Annotated in this window: 18 protein-coding genes; 16 read left to right on the top strand and 2 right to left on the bottom strand. The window is 69.2% G+C overall.

All coding sequences use genetic code 11. The features are described from left to right. The first annotated feature begins 14 nt into the window (after nucleotides 1-14). The 4 genes from U7230_RS07915 to U7230_RS07900 are packed head-to-tail and all read left to right on the top strand — an operon-like array spanning nucleotide 15 to nucleotide 4381. Nucleotides 15-1667: a spore germination protein gene (locus U7230_RS07915; RefSeq protein ID WP_324715308.1), complete on the top strand. Its 1653-nt coding sequence runs from the start codon at nucleotides 15-17 to the stop codon at nucleotides 1665-1667. A gap of 5 nt (nucleotides 1668-1672) precedes the next feature. After that, entirely contained in the window at nucleotides 1673-2812 is a 1140-nt protein-coding gene (locus tag U7230_RS07910) for a GerAB/ArcD/ProY family transporter (RefSeq protein ID WP_324718212.1), read from the top strand. A gap of 4 nt (nucleotides 2813-2816) precedes the next feature. After that, complete coding sequence (locus U7230_RS07905; protein ID WP_324715307.1) at nucleotides 2817-4163, top strand: Ger(x)C family spore germination protein; 1347 nt, start codon at nucleotides 2817-2819, stop codon at nucleotides 4161-4163. After that, nucleotides 4160-4381: a hypothetical protein gene (locus tag U7230_RS07900; RefSeq protein WP_324715306.1), complete on the top strand. Its 222-nt coding sequence runs from the start codon at nucleotides 4160-4162 to the stop codon at nucleotides 4379-4381. The genes U7230_RS07905 and U7230_RS07900 overlap by 4 nt, the downstream gene beginning before the upstream one ends. Before the next feature lie 16 nt (nucleotides 4382-4397). On the opposite strand, the gene U7230_RS07895 is transcribed toward U7230_RS07900, so the two are convergent. After that, a complete protein-coding gene (locus U7230_RS07895; protein WP_324715305.1) occupies nucleotides 4398-5600 on the bottom strand; it encodes an MFS transporter in 1203 nt (400 codons plus the stop codon). A 189-nt stretch (nucleotides 5601-5789) separates the two neighbouring features. On the opposite strand from U7230_RS07895, the gene U7230_RS07890 reads away from it, so the two are divergent. The 9 genes from U7230_RS07890 to U7230_RS07850 all read left to right on the top strand — a co-directional run bounded on the left by U7230_RS07890 (nucleotide 5790) and on the right by U7230_RS07850 (nucleotide 17718). After that, nucleotides 5790-7082 (top strand): ROK family transcriptional regulator, encoded by a 1293-nt coding sequence (locus U7230_RS07890; protein WP_324715304.1) that lies wholly within the window; start codon nucleotides 5790-5792, stop codon nucleotides 7080-7082. 2 nt (nucleotides 7083-7084) lie between these two features. After that, complete coding sequence (locus tag U7230_RS07885; protein ID WP_324715303.1) at nucleotides 7085-9796, top strand: PIG-L family deacetylase; 2712 nt, start codon at nucleotides 7085-7087, stop codon at nucleotides 9794-9796. 28 nt (nucleotides 9797-9824) lie between these two features. Beyond that, nucleotides 9825-11123, top strand: a complete 1299-nt coding sequence (locus tag U7230_RS07880; protein ID WP_324715302.1) for a sugar ABC transporter substrate-binding protein — start codon at nucleotides 9825-9827, stop codon at nucleotides 11121-11123. 27 nt (nucleotides 11124-11150) lie between these two features. Further along, the gene (locus tag U7230_RS07875; RefSeq protein WP_324715301.1) at nucleotides 11151-12101 is read left to right on the top strand and encodes a carbohydrate ABC transporter permease; all 951 of its coding nucleotides are present in this window, start codon (nucleotides 11151-11153) and stop codon (nucleotides 12099-12101) included. Between the two features lie 3 nt (nucleotides 12102-12104). Further along, the gene (locus U7230_RS07870) at nucleotides 12105-12926 is read left to right on the top strand and encodes a carbohydrate ABC transporter permease (RefSeq protein WP_324715300.1); all 822 of its coding nucleotides are present in this window, start codon (nucleotides 12105-12107) and stop codon (nucleotides 12924-12926) included. A gap of 6 nt (nucleotides 12927-12932) precedes the next feature. Then, nucleotides 12933-14468: an argininosuccinate lyase gene (gene argH / locus U7230_RS07865; protein WP_324715299.1), complete on the top strand. Its 1536-nt coding sequence runs from the start codon at nucleotides 12933-12935 to the stop codon at nucleotides 14466-14468. 111 nt (nucleotides 14469-14579) lie between these two features. Beyond that, complete coding sequence (locus U7230_RS07860; protein ID WP_324715298.1) at nucleotides 14580-14939, top strand: cupin domain-containing protein; 360 nt, start codon at nucleotides 14580-14582, stop codon at nucleotides 14937-14939. A 188-nt stretch (nucleotides 14940-15127) separates the two neighbouring features. Next, complete coding sequence (locus U7230_RS07855) at nucleotides 15128-16294, top strand: hypothetical protein (RefSeq protein WP_324715297.1); 1167 nt, start codon at nucleotides 15128-15130, stop codon at nucleotides 16292-16294. A 209-nt stretch (nucleotides 16295-16503) separates the two neighbouring features. Then, complete coding sequence (locus U7230_RS07850; RefSeq protein WP_324715296.1) at nucleotides 16504-17718, top strand: DUF1841 family protein; 1215 nt, start codon at nucleotides 16504-16506, stop codon at nucleotides 17716-17718. Nucleotides 17719-17891: 173 nt separating this feature from the next. Here the strand turns inward: U7230_RS07850 and murJ are convergent, their stop codons facing one another. Next, nucleotides 17892-19742, bottom strand: coding sequence for a murein biosynthesis integral membrane protein MurJ (gene murJ, locus U7230_RS07845; protein ID WP_324718211.1), 1851 nt, complete (start codon nucleotides 19740-19742; stop codon nucleotides 17892-17894). Between murJ and U7230_RS07840 the strand changes: the two genes are divergently transcribed. From U7230_RS07840 to U7230_RS07830, 3 genes are all read left to right on the top strand, one after another. Next, complete coding sequence (locus U7230_RS07840; protein ID WP_324718263.1) at nucleotides 19741-20136, top strand: RNA polymerase sigma factor; 396 nt, start codon at nucleotides 19741-19743, stop codon at nucleotides 20134-20136. The two genes, murJ and U7230_RS07840, sit on opposite strands and share 2 nt — an antisense overlap. 103 nt (nucleotides 20137-20239) lie before the next feature. After that, nucleotides 20240-20632 carry a hypothetical protein gene (locus tag U7230_RS07835; protein ID WP_324715295.1) on the top strand — a complete coding sequence of 131 codons (393 nt, stop codon included), beginning with the start codon at nucleotides 20240-20242 and terminating at the stop codon, nucleotides 20630-20632. A 288-nt stretch (nucleotides 20633-20920) separates the two neighbouring features. Then, complete coding sequence (locus U7230_RS07830; protein ID WP_324715294.1) at nucleotides 20921-21415, top strand: nucleotidyltransferase domain-containing protein; 495 nt, start codon at nucleotides 20921-20923, stop codon at nucleotides 21413-21415. Nucleotides 21416-21418 lie beyond the last annotated feature (3 nt).

Here is a 21418-nt window from a genome sequence, read left to right as displayed (position 1 = left end):
CGGTGGGCGGGCAGGTGAGGGACACGGGCCGCACCAACGCGTTGACGTGGCTCCTGCGATGGATACGGGCGGCGCCGGGTGGTCCGCCCTTCTGGGGAGCGCCGGCCACGCGCCTTCCTGGCGGCGCCCCGGCAGCCGGCAGTCCGACGGAACCCGGCATCGTCCAGACCGTCCGAGCGCGCCTGGCCGAGCCCCCTGACCTGGTCGTACGTGCCGTCGACCGCGCGCCCACCGATGGAGCTCCGAGCGCAGCCGCTCGTTACTGGGTGCTGTTCCTCGACAGCATGGTGGACGCCACCGCCGTAGCGCAGCACATCGTCGGCCCGCTGCTGCGGAGCGACGGGTACGGGCCAGCGGCCGGCCCGGCGTCCAGCACCCAGGGGCGCGCTGCGCCGGGCGGCGCCACCCCCCGAGCGTCCTTGCCCGCCGTCTACGTCCCTGCCGTGACGCCCGTCGACGGCGTCGACGAAGCCACCGGCAGGCTGCTCGACGGCTGGACCATCCTCGTCGATCCCGAAGAGCGCCTGTGGGCGGCCGATACCGCGGCACGGCCCGGCCGCGTGGTCGAGGAGCCGGATGCCGAAAGCGGCGTGCGCGTGCCGAGGGAGGGGTTCAACGAGCAGATCGGCTCGTCCATGGCCTTGATCCGGTCCCGCCTCCGCCACCCCGGGTTGCGGTTCGAGGAGAAGAGAGTCGGCTCCCGGACCGCGACGCGGGTCGCGCTGGTTTACATCGAAGATCTCATCAACCCGGCCATCCTCGACACGGTGCGTTCTCGGCTGGGTCGGATCCAGATCGACGGAGTGCTGGAGTCCGGCTACATCGAGGAGTTCATCGAGGATCAGCCGTTTTCACCTTTCCCGCAGACACTGCGCACCGAGCGGCCGGACGTGGTGGTGGGCAATCTCCTCGAGGGTCACTTCGCGATCCTGGTGGACGGCTCGCCTTTCGCGCTGGTTGGCCCTGTGGTCCTCACCCAGTTGCTGGGAGTCTCCGAAGACTACTACGAGCGTGCCGTCTTGAGCGTCGGGATGCGGGGCCTGCGTTTTCTCGCGCTGATCATCTCGCTGGTGCTCCCCGGTCTTTACGTAGCCCTGCTCACCTATCACCAGGAGCTCCTGCCGACCCATCTCTTCCTCTCCATCGCGGCGGCCCGCGAAGGTGTGCCGTTTCCGGCCATCGCCGAGGCTCTGATCATGGAGGTCCAATTCGAAATCCTGCGGGAAGCGGGCCTTCGCCTTCCCAGGGTCGTGGGGCCCGCCATCAGCATCGTAGGGGCGCTCGTACTCGGCCAGGCGGCGATCAGCGCCAACCTGGTCAGTCCCGCCATGGTCATCGTGGTAGCGATGACGGCCATCGCCTCCTTCGCGACGCCCGTCTTTTCCCTGGCCCTCGCCGCCAGGGTGACGCGATTCGTGTTCACCATGAGTGGGGCGCTGCTCGGGCTGTTCGGCATGCAGGCGGTGGCGGTGCTGCTCCTGGTGCACCTGTGTGCCCTGCGTTCGTTCGGGGTACCGTACCTGGCACCGGTGGCACCGCTGCACCTGCAGGACTGGAAAGACGTGGGGTTGCGCCTGCCGTGGTGGGCGATGCGCCGGCGCCCCGGATGGCTGATGCCGAAGGAGCTCATGCGGAGCCGGCTGCCGCGAGGGGATCACGGCTCTTGAGCCTCATGGATGCACCCGCGGGCCGTCCCGGCTACCGGCGGCCGGGCGATGGTCTGACCAGTTCCCAGGTGTTCTGGTTTGCCCTCACGACGCGGCTCACCAACCTGCTGGCGCTCATGCCGATCCTGACGGCGACGCGTGCAGGGCGAGACGCCTGGATCGCCCTCATCGCCAGCATACCGGTGGGGATGGGCCTGGCGTGGGCGTTCAGTTACGGTCCGAGTGTCATGCCCGGTGCCGGGTTGGCCGAGCAGCTGCGAAAGCCGCTCGGCAAATGGGCCGGCGGTCTGGTCACGGTGTTGTTCGTCTGGTCCTACCTGCACCGCACGACCCTCGTCGTACGAGACTACAGCGAGGTCGTCGTGAGCGCGGTGTTGCCGAGGACCCCGCTGGTCGTGGTGGTGGCCGTCACCGGCCTTGCGGCCGCCGTTATCGCCTTCCAGGACAGCCCCACGGTCGGGAGGGTCATTTCCATCCTGGGGACTGTCGTCGTGATCGCCGTCGTGGCGATTGGCCTCCTGCTCGCGCCCCAGATCGAGCTGGCCAGACTCCAGCCGGTCCTGCAAAGCGGCTGGCGAGGGCTTCTCAGCGGGGTGCTGGCGGCGTCTGCGTGGCACACTCAGGTCTTCTTCTATCCGGCCGTCGCGCCGTCCGTGCTCGACCATCCGAGGAGCAGGAGGGCGCTCATGGCGGGCGTTGCCGCTGCGAGCGGCCTGGGCGCTCTCCTCGTCGTGCTCGTGGTGAGCGTGATGTCCGAGGAGGTGGCGGCGGAGACGCAGTTTCCACTGCTGAGCGCGGCCCAGCTCGTCCTGATCGGGGAGTTCATCCAGCGGGTGGATGCGCTTGCCGTGGGCGCCTGGGGACTCAGCTTGCTATCCGCGGCGGGACTTTTCCTGCACTCGGCGCTGTTGGGCCTCTCCGAACTGCTCGGTCTCGGCGACCACCGCCGGCTGGTGCGTCCGATGGCGCTGCTGGTCATCGTGGGAGCCATGGTGCTGGCCGGTGACCTCAAGGAATTGAAACAGTTCAGCGAGGTGCGGGTGCTGGCGCCGTACATGATCGGGCTCGTGTGGGTACCGACTGCCGTCTGGGTAGCGGCGACGTGGTGGCGCCGGCCCGGCAGTCCCGGGAGGTCGAGGAGGTGACCGTATGGGTCGCCGGAGGCGACGCTGGGAAGCGATGCTCTTTCTGGCGCTGCTTTCGCTGGCGGCATCCGGGTGCTGGGATCACCGCGAGATCGAAAGCCTCGCGGTGGCGACGGCGATGGCGGTGGACCGTGCTCCGGACGGCAATGGCATCCTGTTGACAGGGGCCTTCTCCATTCCCCAGCCCACGGCCGCCTCCGGGATAGGGGGTGGCGGGGCGGGCGGCGGAGCCTCCGGCGGTACGATACCCTTTGCCCGCACGACTTTCGGCCCTCGAGGGCCCACGGCCTGGATCACCGGGGCCACCGGACCCAGCCTGGTCGAAGCCCGGGAACGCCTCGAGGAGGTGAGCCCCCGCCAACCTTTCTGGGCTCACCTGCGGCTCATCGTGGTGGGGGAGCGGCTCGCGGCGAGCGGGTTGCGGCAGGTGCTCGAGTCCGTCGCCCGCGACCGGGAATTCCGCCGGACCTCCTGGCTCGCGGTGGCGAGAGGCATGCCGGCTTACCGTCTCCTCGACCTTCCGGGGCCCTTCACGGGCTCGCCGGAGCATCTGGCCCGGCTGGAGGACATCCTCCGGCGCACCGCGGTGACCGCGATCCCGCAGCGCCTGCATGAGTTCCTGGCGGCCTACGAGCAACCGGGCATCGACCCGGTTGCGCCGGGTTTCGTTGCCGAAAAGCCGCTGGCGCCGGACATGCGCCTGGTGCCGCTGCCTGCCGGGGAGTGGCCGGCCGTGGCACGGGTGGAAGGTACGGCCATCTTCCAGGATGACCGGCTGGTGGGGTGGCTTTCGGGAGAGGAAACGCGGGCGCTGCAACTGCTGAGGGGAGCCAGCCGCCCGTTCACGATCAGCGTGGCATGCCCGAAGGGTCGATCGCGGGCCCCGGGTAGTGGCCCGGGCCCGAGCCTGGTGGCCATCCGTGTCGTCCGATGGAGGGTGGAGAGAAGACTGCAGGGACCGGAGGTGGGTGGGACCATGGCGCCGGCAGCCCCCTCGCCCGGTCCGCCGGTGACGGGGCTGCCGAGGTTTACCGTGGAGATCCGGGCCGAAGGGCAGCTGGGGGAGACCCTTTGCCCGACGCCGCTGGGCGGCGCGGGCGTCAGGGCCGTCGAACAAGAGGTGGTCCGGCTCCTCACGGCCGACGTGCGGCACACCATTCGAAAGGTTCACGGGCAGTTGCACGCCGACCCCGTGGGATTCGGCCTGCAGGTATACCGGTCGCGGCCGGATCTCTGGGAGGCGCTGGAGCCCCGGTGGCGCACCATCCTGGCCCGGCTCCCGGTGGAGGTCCGGGTGCGATTCCAGGTGCGGCGCTTCGGGCTCACCGAGGAAGAGGTGACCCCACGGTGAGCACGGCGGTGCTGCTGGGGTGCGTGTTGGGTGCGCTGGCCGTCTCCGACGTGCGGCAGTTCGCGGCGCGGCGGGAGTGGACGGCGCTGACAGCGTCGGTGGCGCTCTGGCTGGCGGGCATCGGCCTGGCGGTGGCCAATGCCATGGGGGTGGAGCTCCCGAGCCTCACCAGCGTGCTGGTGCACCTGGTGCGCCCCTTGGGCACCTGGATCCCCTGACGCCGATGCGCGGGTGCTATGCTCGGCGACGGGCCTCGTCCTTGCCGTTCGTCCAGCGTGTGATGCCGGGCACCAGCCCCGCGCAGACGAGCGCCGTCGCCCAGAAGGCGGCGCCCAGCCCCCACTGCGACGCGATCAACCCCGCTGTGACCGGCCCGGCGAGTTCGGCGAGCTGGTTTGCGGTCAGCCGCACGCTCAGGGCCAGCGCCTGCTCGTCACGGCGGTACCGCTCGGCCAGCAGCACGGTGGCGAGCGAGGGCCACAGCCCGGAGGCAGCGCCCCAGACGAGGGCGACCACCCCCAACGCCCACGGGTCTTCCAGCCAGGGCACCGACGCCGCGCAAAGCGCGGTCACCGCGAGCGTGGCAACCGCCAGCCGCCAGCGCCCGCCCGCTGCCTGTACCAACTCGCCGAGAAGCGGTCTGGCCGCGATACTGCCCAACCCGGCGGCCGAGGCCACCGCCCCGACCACCTCGGGCCCGTAGGAGCGCCCGGCTAGCACGAGCGGCAAGAACACCTGTCGCACCGATTCCCCCAAGAGCACCCCGAGGGTCACGACGACGGTGGCCTGCATGACGGGTTCACGGCGCAGCCACCCGGCTACCCGGGCCATCGCTGTGAGGGCCGGCCGGGCCGGCCCGGCCGGCCCGGCGTGCGTCCGGCTTTCGAGAAGGCACGAAGGGAGCACGGCCAGGCCGGTCGTTGCCCCCGCTGCTGCGAAAGCTGCCAGCACTCCCCACCGTGAGGCGATGGCGCCACCCATGGCGGGGCCGAGGATGCGCACGACCGCGGCCGAGACGAGCAACAGCCCCACATTACGCTCGAGCTGCCGTCCCGACGCCCCGGAAACGACAGCCGCCTGTGTCGCCAGCACCACGACCAATTGCCCTTGCCCGGCCAGCAGTTGAGAGAACGCCACCGCCCTCTCCGACGGCGCCGCCGCCACCACCGCGAGCGCACTCCCCAGGCCCAGGCTGCCGAGCAGTGCCGCGCGCCTGGGCCCGACGTGGTCGATCCAGTAACCCGTCGGAATGGCGAGCACGAGGGGCAACAGCGCGTACAGGCTCGCCGTGACGCCCACCGTGGGAGCAGATGCACCCCATTGCCGGAGCAACAGAGGAAGGAGCGGCCGGGTCATGGACACGCCCAGGAAGACAAGGCCGGAGGCCAGGGCGCTCGCCACCAACGTCACCCGTACGTTTCGACCGGCGTTGTCCACGGGTTCCCATGCGTTCGCCGGAGTCTTAGAAGGAATATTCACAACTTCAGCTAATCTCCCGGTGACCCAAAACTTAGGCAGCCGAACAAAGTTCCCTTTCACACATCGATGCGTCACGCCCTGACCTGCGGGTTGCCGTGGCGTGGCGTGGCGAGCGGGGGGCTTCCAGCGGATCGTGGTGGACGGCGCTTGAGCGGCCACCGGCTCCATCTGGCCGGATCGGTCGTGCGCGGCGGCGACGTGCGGGCCAGCAACCGCCGGGTCGTGCTCGAGCTCATCGAGCGCCACGGGCCGGTTTCTCGAGCAGACCTGGCTCGCCTGGCCGGGCTCAGCATGCCCTCCACCTCGGAGATCGTGGCCGATCTCCTCGCGTCGGGCCTCGTCGTGTGGGGCGGCGAGGGCGCCTCCCGAGGCGGGCGTCGCCCCATGCTCCTTCGCTTTCACCCGGCCCGGGCGAGCGTACTGGCGGTGGACCTGGGCGGTATGGCCGCCACCATGGGCCTGTTCCTGCTGGATGGGACGTCCCTGGTGGAGGATCGCTTCTCCCTCCCGGAGAGTGCCAGAGGGGCCGAAGCGGTGCATCACCTCGTGGCCGCCGTTCGGGCCATGGTCGAAAGAGCCCCACGAGAGCGCCCGGAGCTGCTGGGCGTGGGGATAGCCGCCCCGGGCGTGACCGACCCTGAAACGGGCGAGGTGAGCCTGGCGCCGGTGGTGGGCTGGGCCGGCACGCCCGTGAGGCACTTGCTCGAACAGCAACTCGGCCTGCGCGTCGTGGTCGACAACGACGTGAATGCGGCGGCCCTGGCCGAGTGGCGCTTCGGTGACGGCGCCCGCTACGGGAGCTTTGCGTTCGTCTCGATCGGTACCGGCGTCGGCATGGGGATCATCCTCGATGGGCAGATCCATCGGGGCCGCCTCAACCAGGCGGGGGAGATCGGGTACATGGTGCTCGACCCCGATTGGGCCGATACGCCCGGCGGCTTCGGCAACCTGGAGTCCCGCGTGGCCCTACCGGCACTGGCCCGGGATTATGCGCGCCTGGGGGCTTCCGGCGGGCCCGCGAGCCCGAGCCCGCCGGTGGACGCCGGTGTGGAGGCGGCCGTACGCCGTCTCCTCGACGACGCGGCCGCCGGAAGGCAGGAAGCGCTGGCCCTTCTTCGAGAGCGAGCCCGCCTTCTCGCCCGGGCCCTGGTCAACACGTACGCCGTGCTGGCGCCGGAGGCGATCTTCCTCGGCGGTCCCATCAGCCCCTATCTTGCTGCCCTCCTTCCCCTCGTCGAGGTCGAGGCCGCTCGATTGGTACCGTTTCGGCCGGTCTTGCTGCGCTCCGCGCTGGGGCAGCGGGCAGGGCTCATGGGGGCGTGCGCGCTGGCCTCGGACATGGTGAAAGAGCAGCTGCTCGCTCAGGCACCCGCGTGGAAAGCCGGGGAGAAGGGCAAGCGGTGGGCCGCGGGGGCGCTGGACGTGAGGAGGTTGGGGTAACGTTGGCCGCAACAGACACGTGGACGGCGGCTCAGGAGCCCGGACTGCCGTTCGGCTGCCTGCCCGGAGCTCCGGACAGGAGCCTCCTGGCGCTCGAACAGGCCATCCGGCCTCTCACCACGGTGCTGAGCCTCATGAACGTGGGTGCCCACCCTGACGACGAGCTGAGCGCGTTGCTGGCGATGGCCTCCCGAGGGCTCGGCGTGCGCACGATCAGCGTGATCGCCACCCGGGGCGAAGGCGGCCAGAACCTCATCGGCCCCGAGCGCGATCGGCTGCTGGGCCTCTTGCGTACTCGCGAGCTCGAGGAGGCGTCGCGCCTGCTCGGCGTGCGCCTGCGCTTCCTCGGCGACACGCGGGGCGATCCCATCTACGACTTCGGCTTTTCCCGCAGCCCCGAGGAGACCCTGCAGCACTGGGGCGCCGAGCACACCCTGCGGCGGCTCGTTCGGGTCATCCGCGAAGAGCGCCCGGACGTGGTGGTCACCTCGTTTCGGGACGAGTACGGCCAACACGGGCATCACCGGGCCATTACCCGCCTGACCCTACAGGCTGCACGCATTGCCGGGGATCCGGCGGCTTTCCCGGAGCAGCTTTCCGGCGGCCTCGGGCCCTGGACGGTGAAGAAGGTGTACGTTCCGGCCAACCCGGCGATGGAGGCCGGCGACGTCTACTTGTCCACCGAACCCGGCGAGCCGACCGTCGTGATCGATCTGGGCCGTTTCGACGAGGCGCTCGGCCTGTCGTACGCGCAGCTGGGTGAAGCCTCCCGGCGGCTGCATCGTTCCCAGGGGATGGGGCGGCGCCCGGCGCCGGGGCCACAGCTCTTTTACGCGGAACTCGTGCATGCGACCGGGCAGCTCCTGCGTGCAAGGGCGGCCGAACGCTCCCTCTTCGACGGGCTCGCCTGGACGGTGGGCGATCTGGCGGGCGGGCTGCCCGCCGGCTCGGAGGCCGTGTCCGATCGGCTCACGAGGATTCACCGCGCGATCGAGGCGATCGTGCGGGCCTTTCCGGATCGTTCCCGGGTGCTGGAGGCTACCCATCGGGCGCTGGCCGAAGTGCGGGCGTTGCTTGGATGGCTGGACGCACCGCGTGAGGCCCACTGTCCCGCCGGCGACGCTCGGGCGTTCGAGGCTCGCTTGCCCGGGGAGCTTGCCGCCGACCTGCGCTTCCGCCTGAAGGTGAAGGAGGGCCAGTTGGCCCGCTTGAGCGCAGTGGCGGCGCTGCTCGTAGCCGAACTCGAGTCGAGCGCGTACGAGCTCACGCCGGGCGACGCCGTGACGCTGCGCTTGCGGGCGTACAACGGGGGACAGCGCACGCTTCGCAACGTCCGCCTGGAGCTCCAGCTCCCGGCAGGGTGGAGTTCCTGTCCTGCCGGCGGCCAGGAGGAGCCTCAGCCGGTCGGCCCTCATCAGGTCGCGGAGCGGGCGTTTCGCGTCCACGCGCCGCCTGGCGGGCCTTACTTCGACCCGTACCACCTGCCCGAGATCCGCGGCGTCGTGCACTACGAGCTCGACGGCGAGGAGGGTGGCGCCGCGCCCGTGAGCCTCCCCGTCGAGTTGCCCCGGCCCCTCGCGCTCCTTCCGGAGGTCTCTGTCGCGTTCGATCCGGACCGGCATCTGTTCAACCTGCAACCGGTGACGGCGGGCGGTTCTCCACCGGCCCTCTCCGTCGACGTGCTCGTGCGCCACCACGGCCGTACTCCACGAGAGGTGGCCGTACGCCTGAACGTCGAGCGTGGTGACGCAAGGGGTGCGCCGCAGCCTGCACCATCGAACCAATGGACGGGCGGATGGGACGTCGAGCCCGACGTTGCCCGGGTGGGGCTCGAGGGCCAGGACGTGCGCCGCCTCACCTTCATGCTGCGTCCCCGCCCCGGGCTCGTCGCGGGCCGCTGGGCCTTGCGGGCGTCGGTGGCGCCCGGTACCGAGCCGGCGCGAGCGGGGGCGTCCACCGGGGAAGGCACGACGGTGCAAGCCGTGGAGTACCCACACGTCGGGCGTACCCACCTGCTGAGCCCCGCGGTTGCGAGCGTCCAGGTGTTTGCGTGGCAAGTCGCGCCCGTCCGCGTGGGATACGTGACCGGCGGTTTTGACAGCGTTCCCGACCACCTGCGCCGGATGGGGGTCTCGGTGCGCCTGCTGAGCCCCCAGGAGCTCCGAGCGGGAGATCTGGGGGCCTACGATACCATCGTCGTGGGGCTCTACGCGTACGGTGCGAGGGACGACCTGCGAGCCGCCAATCGCCGGCTTCTCGACTACGTGCAGGCAGGGGGCCACCTCGTCGTTCAGCTCCACCGCCCCCAGGATGGCTGGGACCCCGAGCGTACCCCGCCCTACCGTCTGGAGATCGGGCGGCCGTCTTTCCGCTGGAGGGTGACGGACGAGACGGCCCCGGTGGAGATCCTGGAGCCGGCCCACCCGCTTTTCCGGTGGCCCAACGCCATCGGGCCGTCCGATTGGGATGGCTGGGTCAAGGAACGGGGTCTGTACTTCCCGATGAGCTGGGCTCCGGAGTTCGTCCCGCTGGTGGCAACCGGGGATCCGGGCCACGACGTCCTCAAAGGGGGGATGCTCTTCGCGCGCTTCGGGAAAGGGAGTTACCTCTACACGAGCCTCTCGTGGCACTACCAGCTCGACCATCTGGTTCCCGGCGCCTTCCGGATGATGGCCAACATGGTGAGTTTCCCGGCACACAGGCCCACTGCATGACCCGGTGAACAGGAAGGGGCGAGAAGCGATGGCTGACCGGCATGGGCCCATACGGCTGGTGGCGTGGGCGGTGGCGACGGCGGTGACGATGGGGGCGATCGTGGCGGCTCCCGGCGTCGCCGGCGCCAGCCCGGTGACCATTACGTACTGGCAGTACGAGTACCCGTCGAAGGTGAAGGCCATCAACGAGCTCATCCGCCAGTTCGAGGCGGAAAACCCCGGCATCAAGGTGGTCCACCAGACGTTCCCGTACGAGGCGTACAATCAGCGCGTGGCCGCCTCCGTCCCGGCAGGCCGCGGCCCGGACGTGGTCAACCTGTTTTACGGATGGCTGCCTCTTTACGTGGAGTCCGGGTACCTGCAGCCCTTGCCGCCGGACGCCTTCCCGCCGGCGCAGATCGAAGCGGAGTTTGCGCCGATGGTGCAGGCGGCGAAGCTGGACGGGAAGTACTGGGCACTTCCCACGGCGGTGCGCACCCTGGCCCTGTTCTACAACAAGGACATGCTGAAGCAGGCCGGGTTTCAGGGCGCGCCTGCGACGTGGGACGAGTTCTTGAAGGCCGCCGAGGCTTTGACGGAGCGATCGGACAGCCGTTTTCGCCGCGTAGGCTTTGCGGTCGCGCCCAACGGGCAGGATCATCACTTGGTGCGGGAAGTGCTCTTCCGGCAGTGGGGCACGGCCCCGTACTCCGAGGACGGGCGCAAGGTCACGTACGACAACCCGCAGGGCGCAGCAGCCCTCGGTTTTTACACCGACTGGGTCACCAAGTACCGCATCGGCGTGCTCAACTTCTTTCCCGGCGACAGCGGCTACCGGGACGCGCTGATGCAGGGCCTGGCCGCCATGATCGTGGACGGGTCGTTTGCCGTGGGCTCGATCAAGAGCGGCGCCCGGGTAGACTGGGGCGTGGCCGAGCTGCCGACCGGGGGCCCCCACCCGCTCCGCTCCAACTTCGGGTCGTTTTGGGCCAACGGGATCACCCGCAACGCTCGAGGTGAAAAACTGGACGCAGCGGTGAAGTTCCTGAAGTTCCTCACCTCCGAGAAAGCCATGCGATACTGGCTCGAGGTAGTAGGGGAGATCCCTGCCCGCCGCGCGCTGGCAGATGACCCGGCGTTGCGCAAGGATCCGGTCTACGGCCCCTTCATTGCCAGCCTGCCCTACGCGCACGCGACCTTCTTCGTCGACGAAAGCGGGCAACGCCAGGTCATGCTGGATGCCATCAACGCGGTGATCCTGCAGGGCGTGCCGCCTGCGCAGGCCCTGGCCCAGGCCGCCCAGCGGGAACAGAAGATCCTGGACGACTTCTGGGCGAAGCGCCGCTGAACATCGCAGCCGAGGAGGGAGAAGGCGATGGCGCAGCTCGCGAGGAGGGCGCAGCCGCTGCTGGCCCGCAAGCGCCGGGGACTCGGCCCGTCCGTACCGCTTCGCTGGCAGCGAGCGCTGTGGGCGTACGCCTTCCTGGCGGTGCCCCTCGCCTTCTTCCTCTCCATCCGGATCTGGCCGGCGGTACAGGCTTTCAACCTGAGCGTCCACGAATGGAACATCGTGGGTGAGGCCCAGCCTTACGTGGGGGCGGCCAACTTCCGTGAACTCGCCGCAGATCCTCGATTTGCCCGCGCCCTGCTCAACACGCTTCAGTACACGGTGGTGGGCGTGCCGCTGCAGCTCGCGCTGGGGCTCGCGCTCGCCATGTTGCTGGAGCAGGTGCGCTGGCTACGCGGGCTCCTGCGAGCCGTGTACTTCGTCCCTTACGTCACGCCGGTGGTAGCGGCGGCATGGGTCTGGCAGTGGCTTTACTCCCCTAACTTCGGAGCCGTCAACGGCGTCCTGGACCTCCTGGGGCTTCCCCCGCAGCCTTTTCTCAACAGCCCGGAGCAAGCCCTGTACGCGGTGGTGGCGATGGTGGTCTGGCAGAACCTTGGCTTTCAAGTCGTGATCTTCCTGGCCGGCCTGCAGTCCATCCCGCGCGTTTACTACGAGGCTGCCGGCATGGACGGGGCGGGGCCGTGGCGGCTCTTCCGGCACATCACGCTCCCGCTGCTCAACCCCACCATCGTCTTCTCCGTCGTCATCGGTACGCTCCAGTACCTGCAGCTCTTCGCCCAGGTGGTCAACCTCAACTTCCTCGACCAGGGCGGGCCGCTCGACAGCACCCTCACGGTGGCGCTGTACATTTACCAGGTCGCCTTCCAGCGTTTCCGCATGGGGCAGGCGGCGGCTGCCACGGTGGTGCTCTTCGCCGTCATGATGGCGGTTGCGTTGCTGCAGCTTCGATTCCTGTCCAGAAGGGTCGAGTACTGAGCCATGCGAGTGCGTCGAAGGCTCGTCTGCGCGGCGGCGTACGCCGTACTCACGCTCGGCGGCGTGGTGGTGTTGTTCCCGTTTTTCTGGATGCTGATCACGTCCTTCAAGCCGTTCGACGAGATTTTCGCCTTGAGCTTCTGGCCCAGCCGGCCGACGCTGGACAACTACCTCCAGGTCCTGACCGCCACCCGCTTTCCGCGCTGGTACCTCAACAGCCTCGTCGTGGCCACCGCCACCACCGCAAGCGTGCTCTTCTTCGACTCGCTGGTGGGCTATACGCTGGCGAAACTCCGGTTTCCCGGGCGAGACCTCGTCTTCGTCCTCATCCTGTCCACGCTCATGATCCCGACGGAGATGCTGGTCATCCCATGGTTCGTCACCTCCAGCGAGCGAGGGTGGGTGGACACTTACTGGGGCATCGCCTTTCCAGGGTTGATGAGCGCCTTCGGGGTATTCCTCATGCGCCAGTTTTTCGAGACGTTGCCGGACGACCTGTTGGATGCGGGCCGCATCGACGGGGTATCGGAGTTCGGCCTGTTCCGCCGGATCGCACTTCCCCTGGTGCGCCCGGCCATGTCGGCGCTCGCCATCCTGACCTTCCTGGGCAACTGGAACGCCTTCTTGTGGCCGCTCATCATCATCCAGTCCGATGCCATGCGCACGCTACCGGTCGGCATGGCGCTTTTCTCCGGAGAGGCAGGATCGGCGTGGAACCTCATCATGGCGGCTTCCGGTCTCGCCATCGTACCGGTCATCGTGGTCTTCGGGATCTTCCAGCGACAGATCATCGAGGGCGTCGTGCTGACCGGGGTGAAAGGGTGACAGGGCGTGAGGGAGCAGGGCGAAGGAGCCCGCCGGCGGGAGCCCTCGTGGGACGAGGCCTACGTCGCCTACGTGCTGCGGCCGGGCTACGAACACTGGCAGCGGCGGTACTGGACGTTCTTCTTCGAGCTGGAGCGGGCGCACCTGGTGGCGCTGGTGCGGGCCGGGTGGCTCTCTCCATCCCAAGCAGGCCGGATTGCGGCAGGACTTGACCGGGTCGAGAAGAGCTCGCTCGAGCAGGAGCCGTACCGGGGAGACGTGGAGGATCTCTTCTTCGCCATCGAGCAACGCCTGCGCCAGGAGGTGGGCGAGGTGGCCGACAACCTCCATCTCGCCCGCAGTCGCAACGACATCGACGTGACGCTCTACCGCATGGACTTGCGCCGCTCGCTCCTGGACTTGCACCAGCGGATGGAGGGGCTCGCACAGGCGCTGTTGGCTCAGGCCCGGGCGCACCTGCACACGGTGATGCCGGGCTATACCCACGGCCAGCAGGCCCAGCCGACCACCATGGCCCACTACCTGGCCGCCGTGCTGGCCAACGTCGAGCGGTCGCGCCGCCGGCTCGAGTCCACGTGGCCGGAGGTCAACGCCTCGCCCCTGGGAGCCGCAGCCTTCACCACCAGCGGGTTTTACATCGACCGGCGGCTCCTGGCAGAGCTGCTCGGCTTCGACGGCCTGGTGCGAAACGCTTACGACGCCGTCGCCTCGACAGACTACGTGATGCCGTTGCTGGCCGAGTGCTCGACGCTCGCCGGGACGCTGAGCCGGTTCACGGCGGACCTCACCTTTTGGGCCGCCAACGAGGTCGCCGGGGTGCGGCTGGCCGACGCGTTCGTACAGGTGAGCAGCATCATGCCCAACAAGCGCAACCCGGTAGTGCTGGAGCACATCCGCTCCCGGCTGGGCCGCGTGCCGGGCCTCTTCCAGCAGGCGTGTGCGCTTCACGCCAACGTGTCATTCGCCGACATCAACGACACGGAGGATAACCTCCAGCCGGTGTGGCACGAGGCGGAGCAGCTCCTGGGCGAGGCCACCGAGCTGCTCGCCCGGGCGGTCTCCAGCCTGGACGTCGACGTAGAGGTCCTGCGGCGGCGGGCGCGGGAAGGCATGAGCACGGTGACCGAGCTGGCGGATACCCTCGTGCGCGAAGCCGGGCTTTCGTTTCGCCAGGCGCACGGCGTGGTGAGCCGCCTGGTGAAACTGGCGAGGGAGCGCGAGCTTGCTCCACACCGATGGAGTCCCGCACTCCTCGATGAGGCTGCCCGCCACGAGCTCGGCCGTTCCGTGGCTCTCTCGCCGGCGGCGCTGGAAGAGGCGCTGGATCCCGTGCATTTCGTGGAGGTCCGGCGCACCCTGGGTGGTCCCGCCCCGGGCGAGGTAGCTGCCGGCCTCGACGAACTCGCCGAGGAGATTGCCGCAGGGCGGCGCTGGCGGGAGGAGCGCCTCGACCGCCTCGAGCAGGCCTCCCGCCGGCTGGCGCAGGAAGCCACGGAGTGGGAGAGAGGGAACGACTCGAGACAGAAGATGGCCGGCGAATAGCTCGGGCTTGCCTCGTCGGTGACCATGCTCATGGCGGCGAGTGCGGGGCGGTGTTATGCTGGATGCACCCAACTGCCGTGGCGACGCGTGGGTGGACGGAGGGACTACAGCATGGACGTGGGCATCCGAGTGGTGCACGAGACGGACGTCCCGATGGAGACGGCGCCAATGGGGCAGGGCGTGCGCCTGCGCTGGGTGATCAGCCGCCGCGACGGCGCGCCCCGTTACGCCATGCGGGTGTTCGAGGTGGAGCCGGGCGGCGAGATCCCGCTGCACCACCACTGGTACGAGCAGGAGATGTACGTCCTCGAGGGAGAGGGGACGGTGGGAGACGGGCGTTCCGAGCAGGTGCTCGGCCCGGGATCCGTCATCTACGTGCCCCCCGACCAGCCCCACCAGATGCGTAACACCGGCTCGGGCAAGCTACGCTTCATCTGCGTGATTCCGCACCCGGACAGGGGCTCCTCGTGAGCCGAGCACTGGGGTGGAGCCCGGCCCGCGGCGGGAAGGAAATACTGCCGGTGTAGGGGCGTTTGCCCCTGGTGCGCGAGAGCCATTCCCCCTCACCGTAGTAAGCGAGACGGTTCGTCTCCCGTTGCTTGCCGTCAAACCGGTTGCTGGGTGGGCCGGAAGGCGAATGTACGAAGGAGGGTGGGGCCGTGACGCGACACGTGAGGGGGATGGTGTGGGGGCTCGCCGTGGCCGGCGCGCTCGTGCTGGCCTTTGCCGGGCTGCTCGGGTCTGGGGTGCTGGCCGGGTCGGGAGGCGGCAGCTCCGACATCGAGACGCAGTGGGCCGTATCGGGCCATGCCAACGAGGAGTTGGCCAAAGAAGAGGCTACCGTGGAGATGCGCCAGGCGGGGGCAGCGAGCTGCGCCCGGTGCCACGCTTCTCAAGGGTTCCAGGCGTGGGTGGCGCAGCTCCAGGCCGGCCAGCCGGGCAACCTCCTGGGGCCCGACGGCAAGCCCGCCAGCGTCGAGTACATGCAGTCGCTGGGCCTGACCACGGCCCAGGTCAAACCCATCGATTGCGATGCCTGTCACACGGAGACGTACGAACTGCGCATCGCCGGAAGCACGCCCATGCTCCCGTCGGGGTTCGCTGCCCACGGGGTCGGCAGTGGGGCGCTTTGCATGACCTGCCACAACACCCGTAACGGCAAGGTCGCGTGGAATGCCACCGACCCCGGCCGCTTCACCGCGCCCCACCACTCCGCCCAGGCGGACGTCATCATGGGCCAAAACGCCTACTTCGTCAACGTGGATGCGGCCAGCTTCATCTCGCCTCATGCGGCGTTCACGGGCGATGCGTGTGTGACCTGCCACTTCGAGCTGGGCGAGGACGGGCACAAGTTCGAGGCCTCCCGGAAGGTTTGCGTCGACTGCCACGGGCCCGAATACACGGCGGCGCGGGTGGAGGGGCCGACCCGGGAGTTGCTCGCCCGGACGGCGAAGGCTTACAACGAGCGGTTCATGGCGTTGTATGCCTCGAAGGTGAAGACCGCCGATCTGTGGGACCCGGATACCGACAAGACGTCCGCAGGCGCCCCGCTGGACGGCACGTCCATCGCCGGCGTGGAGCTGACGGCCATCCACGGGCAGCAGGGCCTCAAGATGACGCTCCGCGACGGGCAGGTCGTCTACAGCCAGCTGGCCGGGCTCAAGGGCAGCGACGGCAAGCCGGTCGTGCCCACCTCGGATCCGCTGGTGCGCGGCGCGTGGAACTACCTGATGATCCTGTGGGACGGCTCCTACGGCGTTCACAACCCGGCCTACACCCGGGCGGTGCTCCTCGCCACCGAAAGCGCCCTCGCCCAACGGCCCTAACGGAGAGGAGTCCCGGGCCTCGCACCCTTACGAAACTCTCGACGAAGCGGATCCGTCGCGGAGGGGGCCACGGGCGTGGCCCCCCTCAAAGTTGGGCCCACCCAATGCCCCCCTCCCGTGACAAGGCAGGACGAGCGCCCGCCACATCGAACCTGCCCTCCACGCGCCGATGAAGGGAGCGCCCGCCGAGAGGGAAAGGGTGCACGCCGATGCAGGACGTGTGGGCGGGTCTTCGGGAGATCAACCGGGAGCACATGGCCTTCCTCTGGGAGATGCGTTCGTCGGGTGGCGTCGAGGCCCTGGACTCCGATGACCGCCGTATCTTGCGCGCGATGGAAGCCCACGAGGAGCTTCACCCGCTGTGGGATCGGCTCGAGTTCGTGCGGCCCGACTCCGGCGAAGTCCTCATCGGCGGCGTGAACCCCGTGTTCCACATCATGCTCGACGCCGTCGTCGCGAACCAGGTGGCGGTGCCGGACCCGCCGGAAGCCAGGACGGCACTGCAGGCGTTGCAGGAAGCGGGGTTTTCGCGGGCTCGTGCCGTGCACATCATCGCCGGGCTGTTCACGGAGCACATGTGGGAGGTGTTTCATCACCGGAAGCCATTCGACCGTGTCGCGTATACCACCCGGTTGCGCCTGCTGGGCGGTCTGGCACGGCAGGCGGGGCAGGCGAGGTGGCGGGCAAACTCCTTCGGGGAGGATACCCGGCGCCCTCGCGTGCGCCTGCCCGGGCGCAACGACCCCTGCCCATGCGGAAGCGGCCTGAAGTTCAAGAAGTGTTGCGGGCGTTTCTCCGTGCCGGCGCTGCGCCCTGAGAGTGGCCTGCTCGTCCTGGAAGGCGGCTCGCCTTACGTCACGGCAGCTTATCTTCCGACGGCCGAACAGGGCGACGTGCCACTGCTCCTGCACAATATGAGCGCTGTGGCGGCGGCTCTGGCTGGCGACCTGGGCGACCCGCAGGGGGCACTGCACGCGTACCGCCGGATGCTGCAGGTGGCCGAAGGGGTCAAAGACGACGCCAGGCGCAACGGCTTCATCGAGAAGGTCCTGGAGGAGATCGTCACCTTTTGCTTCGAACACCCCGCGTTTGCTACCGAGGGGGCCGAGGCCGCCCGGCGGAGGGCGATGCTACAGGGCGACGGCCTCCCGGACGACCGGTGGGCATGGGAGCTCGATGAAGCCGAACTACGGGCGCTGGCGGGCCAGGCCAAAGAGGCGGAAGCGATTTTCCGGAGGGTGGCGGCGGAGGCGCCGCACGACTTCGAAGTCAACCACCGGTGGGCCCACTGGCTCGCACAGCAGGGCCGCGAGGAGGAGGCCCGGGCTGTGTGGCTGGGTTTGCTCGCTTCAGGGGGGCTGACGCCCGACGAACAGGAGATAGCCCGAGCCCACCTGCGGGAACTTCGACAGAGGGAGCCGTAAGCGTTGTCGGACTTGCCTGGGCCCGTCAACCGAGTGCCTCCGGCGCCTGACCCGACTCCGGCTTCCGGCTTGGCGGTTGGTCGCGCGGTGCCCGACGCGAAGGAAGCCGGGCTGGGGGCGAAGGCGCGGACGCTCATCGAAGGACTGGGCGCGGCTGGCCGGTGGCTGGGTCCTCATCGCGCTGCCTGTTCGCGAAGCTTCCCCAGCCGCCGTGCCCACGCCTGCGTCGCCTGGCGGGCCCGTGCCAACCCTCGCCGCAGCACTTCGGTTGCCTGCCGCGCCTCGCCCAGCCCTAACGCCCATCCGGCCAGCGCGTATACCCCTACGCCTGTCACGATGCCCGTGGCCACCACGATGGCCCGCCCTCGCAGGCTCTCCAACCCGGCCCGCCCCGCCGCCCAGCCGGCTGCCTCCGCGACCGCCCACGCCATGGGAATACAGGTGCCCACGACCCGTGCGAGGAAGCCTCCCAGCTGCGACCACGCCATGCCGCCGGTGCGCCGCCCGAGCAGGACCAAGTAGATGCCCCAGTTGCCCAGGCTGGTCAGCGTGAAGGAGAGCGCCAGCCCGGCGTGGGCCATCGCGGTGAAGCGCAGGAAGGCAAGACTCAGCACCGTGTTGACGACGAGCGCTCCGGCTGACACGATGACCGGTGTCCGGGTGTCCTGCAGCGAGTAAAAGGCCCGCGTCAGGATCTGGATGGCGCTCTGCGAGACGAGCCCGCCCGAGTAGAAGACCAGGGCCACAGCTGTGGCGCGGCTGTCGTGGGTCGTGAACTGCCCTGCCTGGAAGAGCAGGCGGACGATCGGGTCGGCCAGCACGGCAAGGCCCACGGCGGATGGGACGGTCAGGTACAACGTCGCCTGCATCGTCGAGTGAACCGTCCGCAGGAAATCCGGCCCCTCTCCCCGCGCCGCCCGTGCGGCCATCGTGGGAAACGCCACCATCGACAGTCCCATGGCGAAAACCCCCAGCGGGAATTGCATCACGGCATTGGCCAGCGTGAGCGCGGTGATGGATCCCGCCGGAAGCGACGACGCCAGGTTGGTGCTGATGATGAGCGAGAGCTGGGTGATGGAAAGCCCGAAGAGGGCCGGCAACATCAGGCCGTAGAGCCTTCGCACCCCGGGGTGCCGCCACTCCAGCACCGGCCTCCAGCGCCGGTAGCGTCCCAGCACCAGCGCCCACTGCACGGCCGCGTTGGTCGTCGCGCCCGCGACGGTCCCGACGGCCATGCCGTGGATGCCGATCCACGGGCCAAGGCCATACGCCCCCAAGATGATGCCGACGTTGTACAACACGGGTCCGAGGAGCGGTACGGCAAAACACCGGTAGCTGTTGAGCACGCCCATGCCGAGACCGGCGAGGGCCGTGAAGAAGACCGCCGGGAAGATCCACCGCATCAGGTCGACCAGCAGGGCCCGCTGTGCGCCCTCGAACCCGTGGGCCACCAGCGGAGCGAGGGCCGGTGCCCACACGATGCCGGCGATGGTAGCCGTCACCAGCAGCGCCACCGTGCCGTTGATGAACGTGCTGGCCACCCGCCACCCCTCGTCCTCCTGCCCGCGAGCCAGGTATCCCGTGAAGACCGGGATGAACGCAGCCGTGATGGCGCCGCCGACCAGCAGGAAGTACATGAGATCGGGGATGTTGAACGCAGCCTTGAAGGCGTCCGTCTGGGCGTTTCGCCCGAATACCTCGGCCACTGCCCGCTCTCGTACGAAGCCCAGCAGCCGGCTGGTCAGGATCAGGGCCACGGTGAGGGTCGTGTCGCGCAGGACGCGGCCCCTGCTCGTGGCGGCCGGATCGAACCTGTCGGCGGCCGAATCGAGCTTACTCAGATGCGGTGCCCCGCCATTCCAGAGGCCCCATGCTTTTCCTGGGCCGGCGCCCTGCTCGGGCCAAACGCCTCCATGGCGCAGCTCCTTTCGCCGCTCGCGGCCGGCCCCCTTCCGGCCGGCCGACTGGAGTATGATCAGCCCCGAGACCGGGGCCGTCCTCGGCTCGAGGGGGGCAACAGGCATGTACGTGCCGCCGGAGATACTGGTCGTGCATGCGACCGCGGCCCTTGCCATCCATGGGAGCTCGGCTCCCATGATGATGCTACCCGCCCTATCCCGGATGATGCGCTGGAGCCTGAGGGGCTTCTGGCTGGTTTCCTCCTCGTCCGGCCGGAGCTCGCTGACCGTGCTGGTGGCCGGTCTGGTGTCGGACGGGCGAGTGCGCGTGGCAATCCTCATCGAGCAGCAGTACGAACGGCTCCGCCGGGTCGCGCTCCGGCTTGCCCGGAGCCCCGACGAGGCAGGCGAACTCGTCCAGGAGGTAGCGCTGGCGGCTCTCAGCGCTCCCGTTGGGACCGTCCGTTCCCGGCTGCACCGGGCCCATGCCCGGCTGCGCCGGCACCTCGGCCAGCCGTAGGATCCCCGCTCTCGTGGACCCCTGCTTTGACGCGGGCGCGCGGGCGGGAACTTTTCACCCCCCAAGTCCGTCTTCTCTTTACGGAAAGGGGGGGGACAGGCACATGCGCCGAGTCATCCGTCTGCTGGCCCTCGCAGCGGTGGTGGCCCTCGCGGTGTCGGCCGTCGGCTTTGCTGCCGCGACCCGGCCGAGTGCGACGAAACCGGCCGCGTCGGCCAGCACGTTTTCGCTGACCGGGAAGGTGACGGCCGCGACGCCGGGTCTGCTCACCATCGCCGTGGAGAAGTCCTCGCCTGGCATCACAAGGCTCGTTCGCGACGGAAAGGCCGAAGTGAAGCTCACCAAGACCACGAGCGTACGGATGGGGAAGAAGGCGGTCAGCCCGAGCAAGCTCGCGGTCGGGGAGACGGTCCGCGTCGTGGGCAGGGTCCTCACGGCGAAGGGCACACCGGCCCAGCTGGTGGCACGGACGGTCACCATCGTCAGCACGAAGTGAGCCAATGCCGTGGAGAGGGGTGCCTGAAGGCCCTCTCCACGGCATGCAAGGAGGGGAAACGAGATGCGAACGCATACCTGGGCACGGGGTGCACGAGTGCTGGCTGTCCTGGCCCTGGTGGTGGCCTTTGCCGTTCTGGTGAGTGGTTGCGGCCTGCGCGGGACGAAGTCCTCGTCGACGGCCCCGGCGCCGGAGGCGCCTGCCACGTCGTCCGCTCCTGCGCCCCCATCCAAGAACGGCCGCCTTGTCCGATGCCGCTGGGCAGCCGTACAATGAGGGCGTCCCGGGATGCGTGACGACTGTGGAGGCGTGACGACCATCCGGGATCCCTTGCGAAAGACGACGGTGCTGCCCGTGAGCATGCGAAGGGCCCTTGGGGACATAGCTCAGCGATACGGGCTTGACCTCGTGTACGCTTTCGGCTCACAGGCCGACTTGGTTGCGGCCCTCGTAACGACGGGCGCAGTCCCATCGCGACCCACCCGTTCCGACGCGGACATCGGAGTGGTCTTTGCTGGTGGGTTGCCCCCGGCCGGGCGTGACCGGGCCGTCACGTACGCCCGCCTCAACCTCGAGCTCTCGGACCTGCTGGAGCCGTTGATGGTCGACCTCGTGTTTCTCCAGGAGAACCACTCCGTCTTCCAGGCCGAGGCGATCAAGGGCCATTGCCTCTACGCCGCGAGCCCGGGAGTGCGGGAACGCTATGAGGAGATGATCCTGCGCCGGGCGGCCGACTTCCGGCCCTTCCTCCTCGCGTACCTTCGGGAAGCCCTGGAGGGGTAGGGC

Source organism: Limnochorda sp. L945t (assembly GCF_035593305.1).
Lineage (GTDB): Bacteria > Bacillota > Limnochordia > Limnochordales > Geochordaceae > Carboxydichorda > Carboxydichorda subterranea.
This window is presented reverse-complemented; position numbering and strand designations above follow the sequence as displayed.

Coding starts and splice junctions, on each gene's coding strand:
- murJ (WP_324718211.1), bottom strand. CDS start 19,742: ATGCCTGTTGCCCCCCTCGAGCCGAGGACGGCCCCGGTCTCGGGGCTG.
- U7230_RS07910 (WP_324718212.1), top strand. CDS start 1,673: ATGGATGCACCCGCGGGCCGTCCCGGCTACCGGCGGCCGGGCGATGGT.
- U7230_RS07905 (WP_324715307.1), top strand. CDS start 2,817: ATGGGTCGCCGGAGGCGACGCTGGGAAGCGATGCTCTTTCTGGCGCTG.
- U7230_RS07840 (WP_324718263.1), top strand. CDS start 19,741: ATGTACGTGCCGCCGGAGATACTGGTCGTGCATGCGACCGCGGCCCTT.
- U7230_RS07860 (WP_324715298.1), top strand. CDS start 14,580: ATGGACGTGGGCATCCGAGTGGTGCACGAGACGGACGTCCCGATGGAG.
- U7230_RS07875 (WP_324715301.1), top strand. CDS start 11,151: ATGGCGCAGCTCGCGAGGAGGGCGCAGCCGCTGCTGGCCCGCAAGCGC.
- U7230_RS07830 (WP_324715294.1), top strand. CDS start 20,921: ATGCGTGACGACTGTGGAGGCGTGACGACCATCCGGGATCCCTTGCGA.
- U7230_RS07835 (WP_324715295.1), top strand. CDS start 20,240: ATGCGCCGAGTCATCCGTCTGCTGGCCCTCGCAGCGGTGGTGGCCCTC.
- U7230_RS07880 (WP_324715302.1), top strand. CDS start 9,825: ATGGCTGACCGGCATGGGCCCATACGGCTGGTGGCGTGGGCGGTGGCG.
- U7230_RS07850 (WP_324715296.1), top strand. CDS start 16,504: ATGCAGGACGTGTGGGCGGGTCTTCGGGAGATCAACCGGGAGCACATG.
- U7230_RS07870 (WP_324715300.1), top strand. CDS start 12,105: ATGCGAGTGCGTCGAAGGCTCGTCTGCGCGGCGGCGTACGCCGTACTC.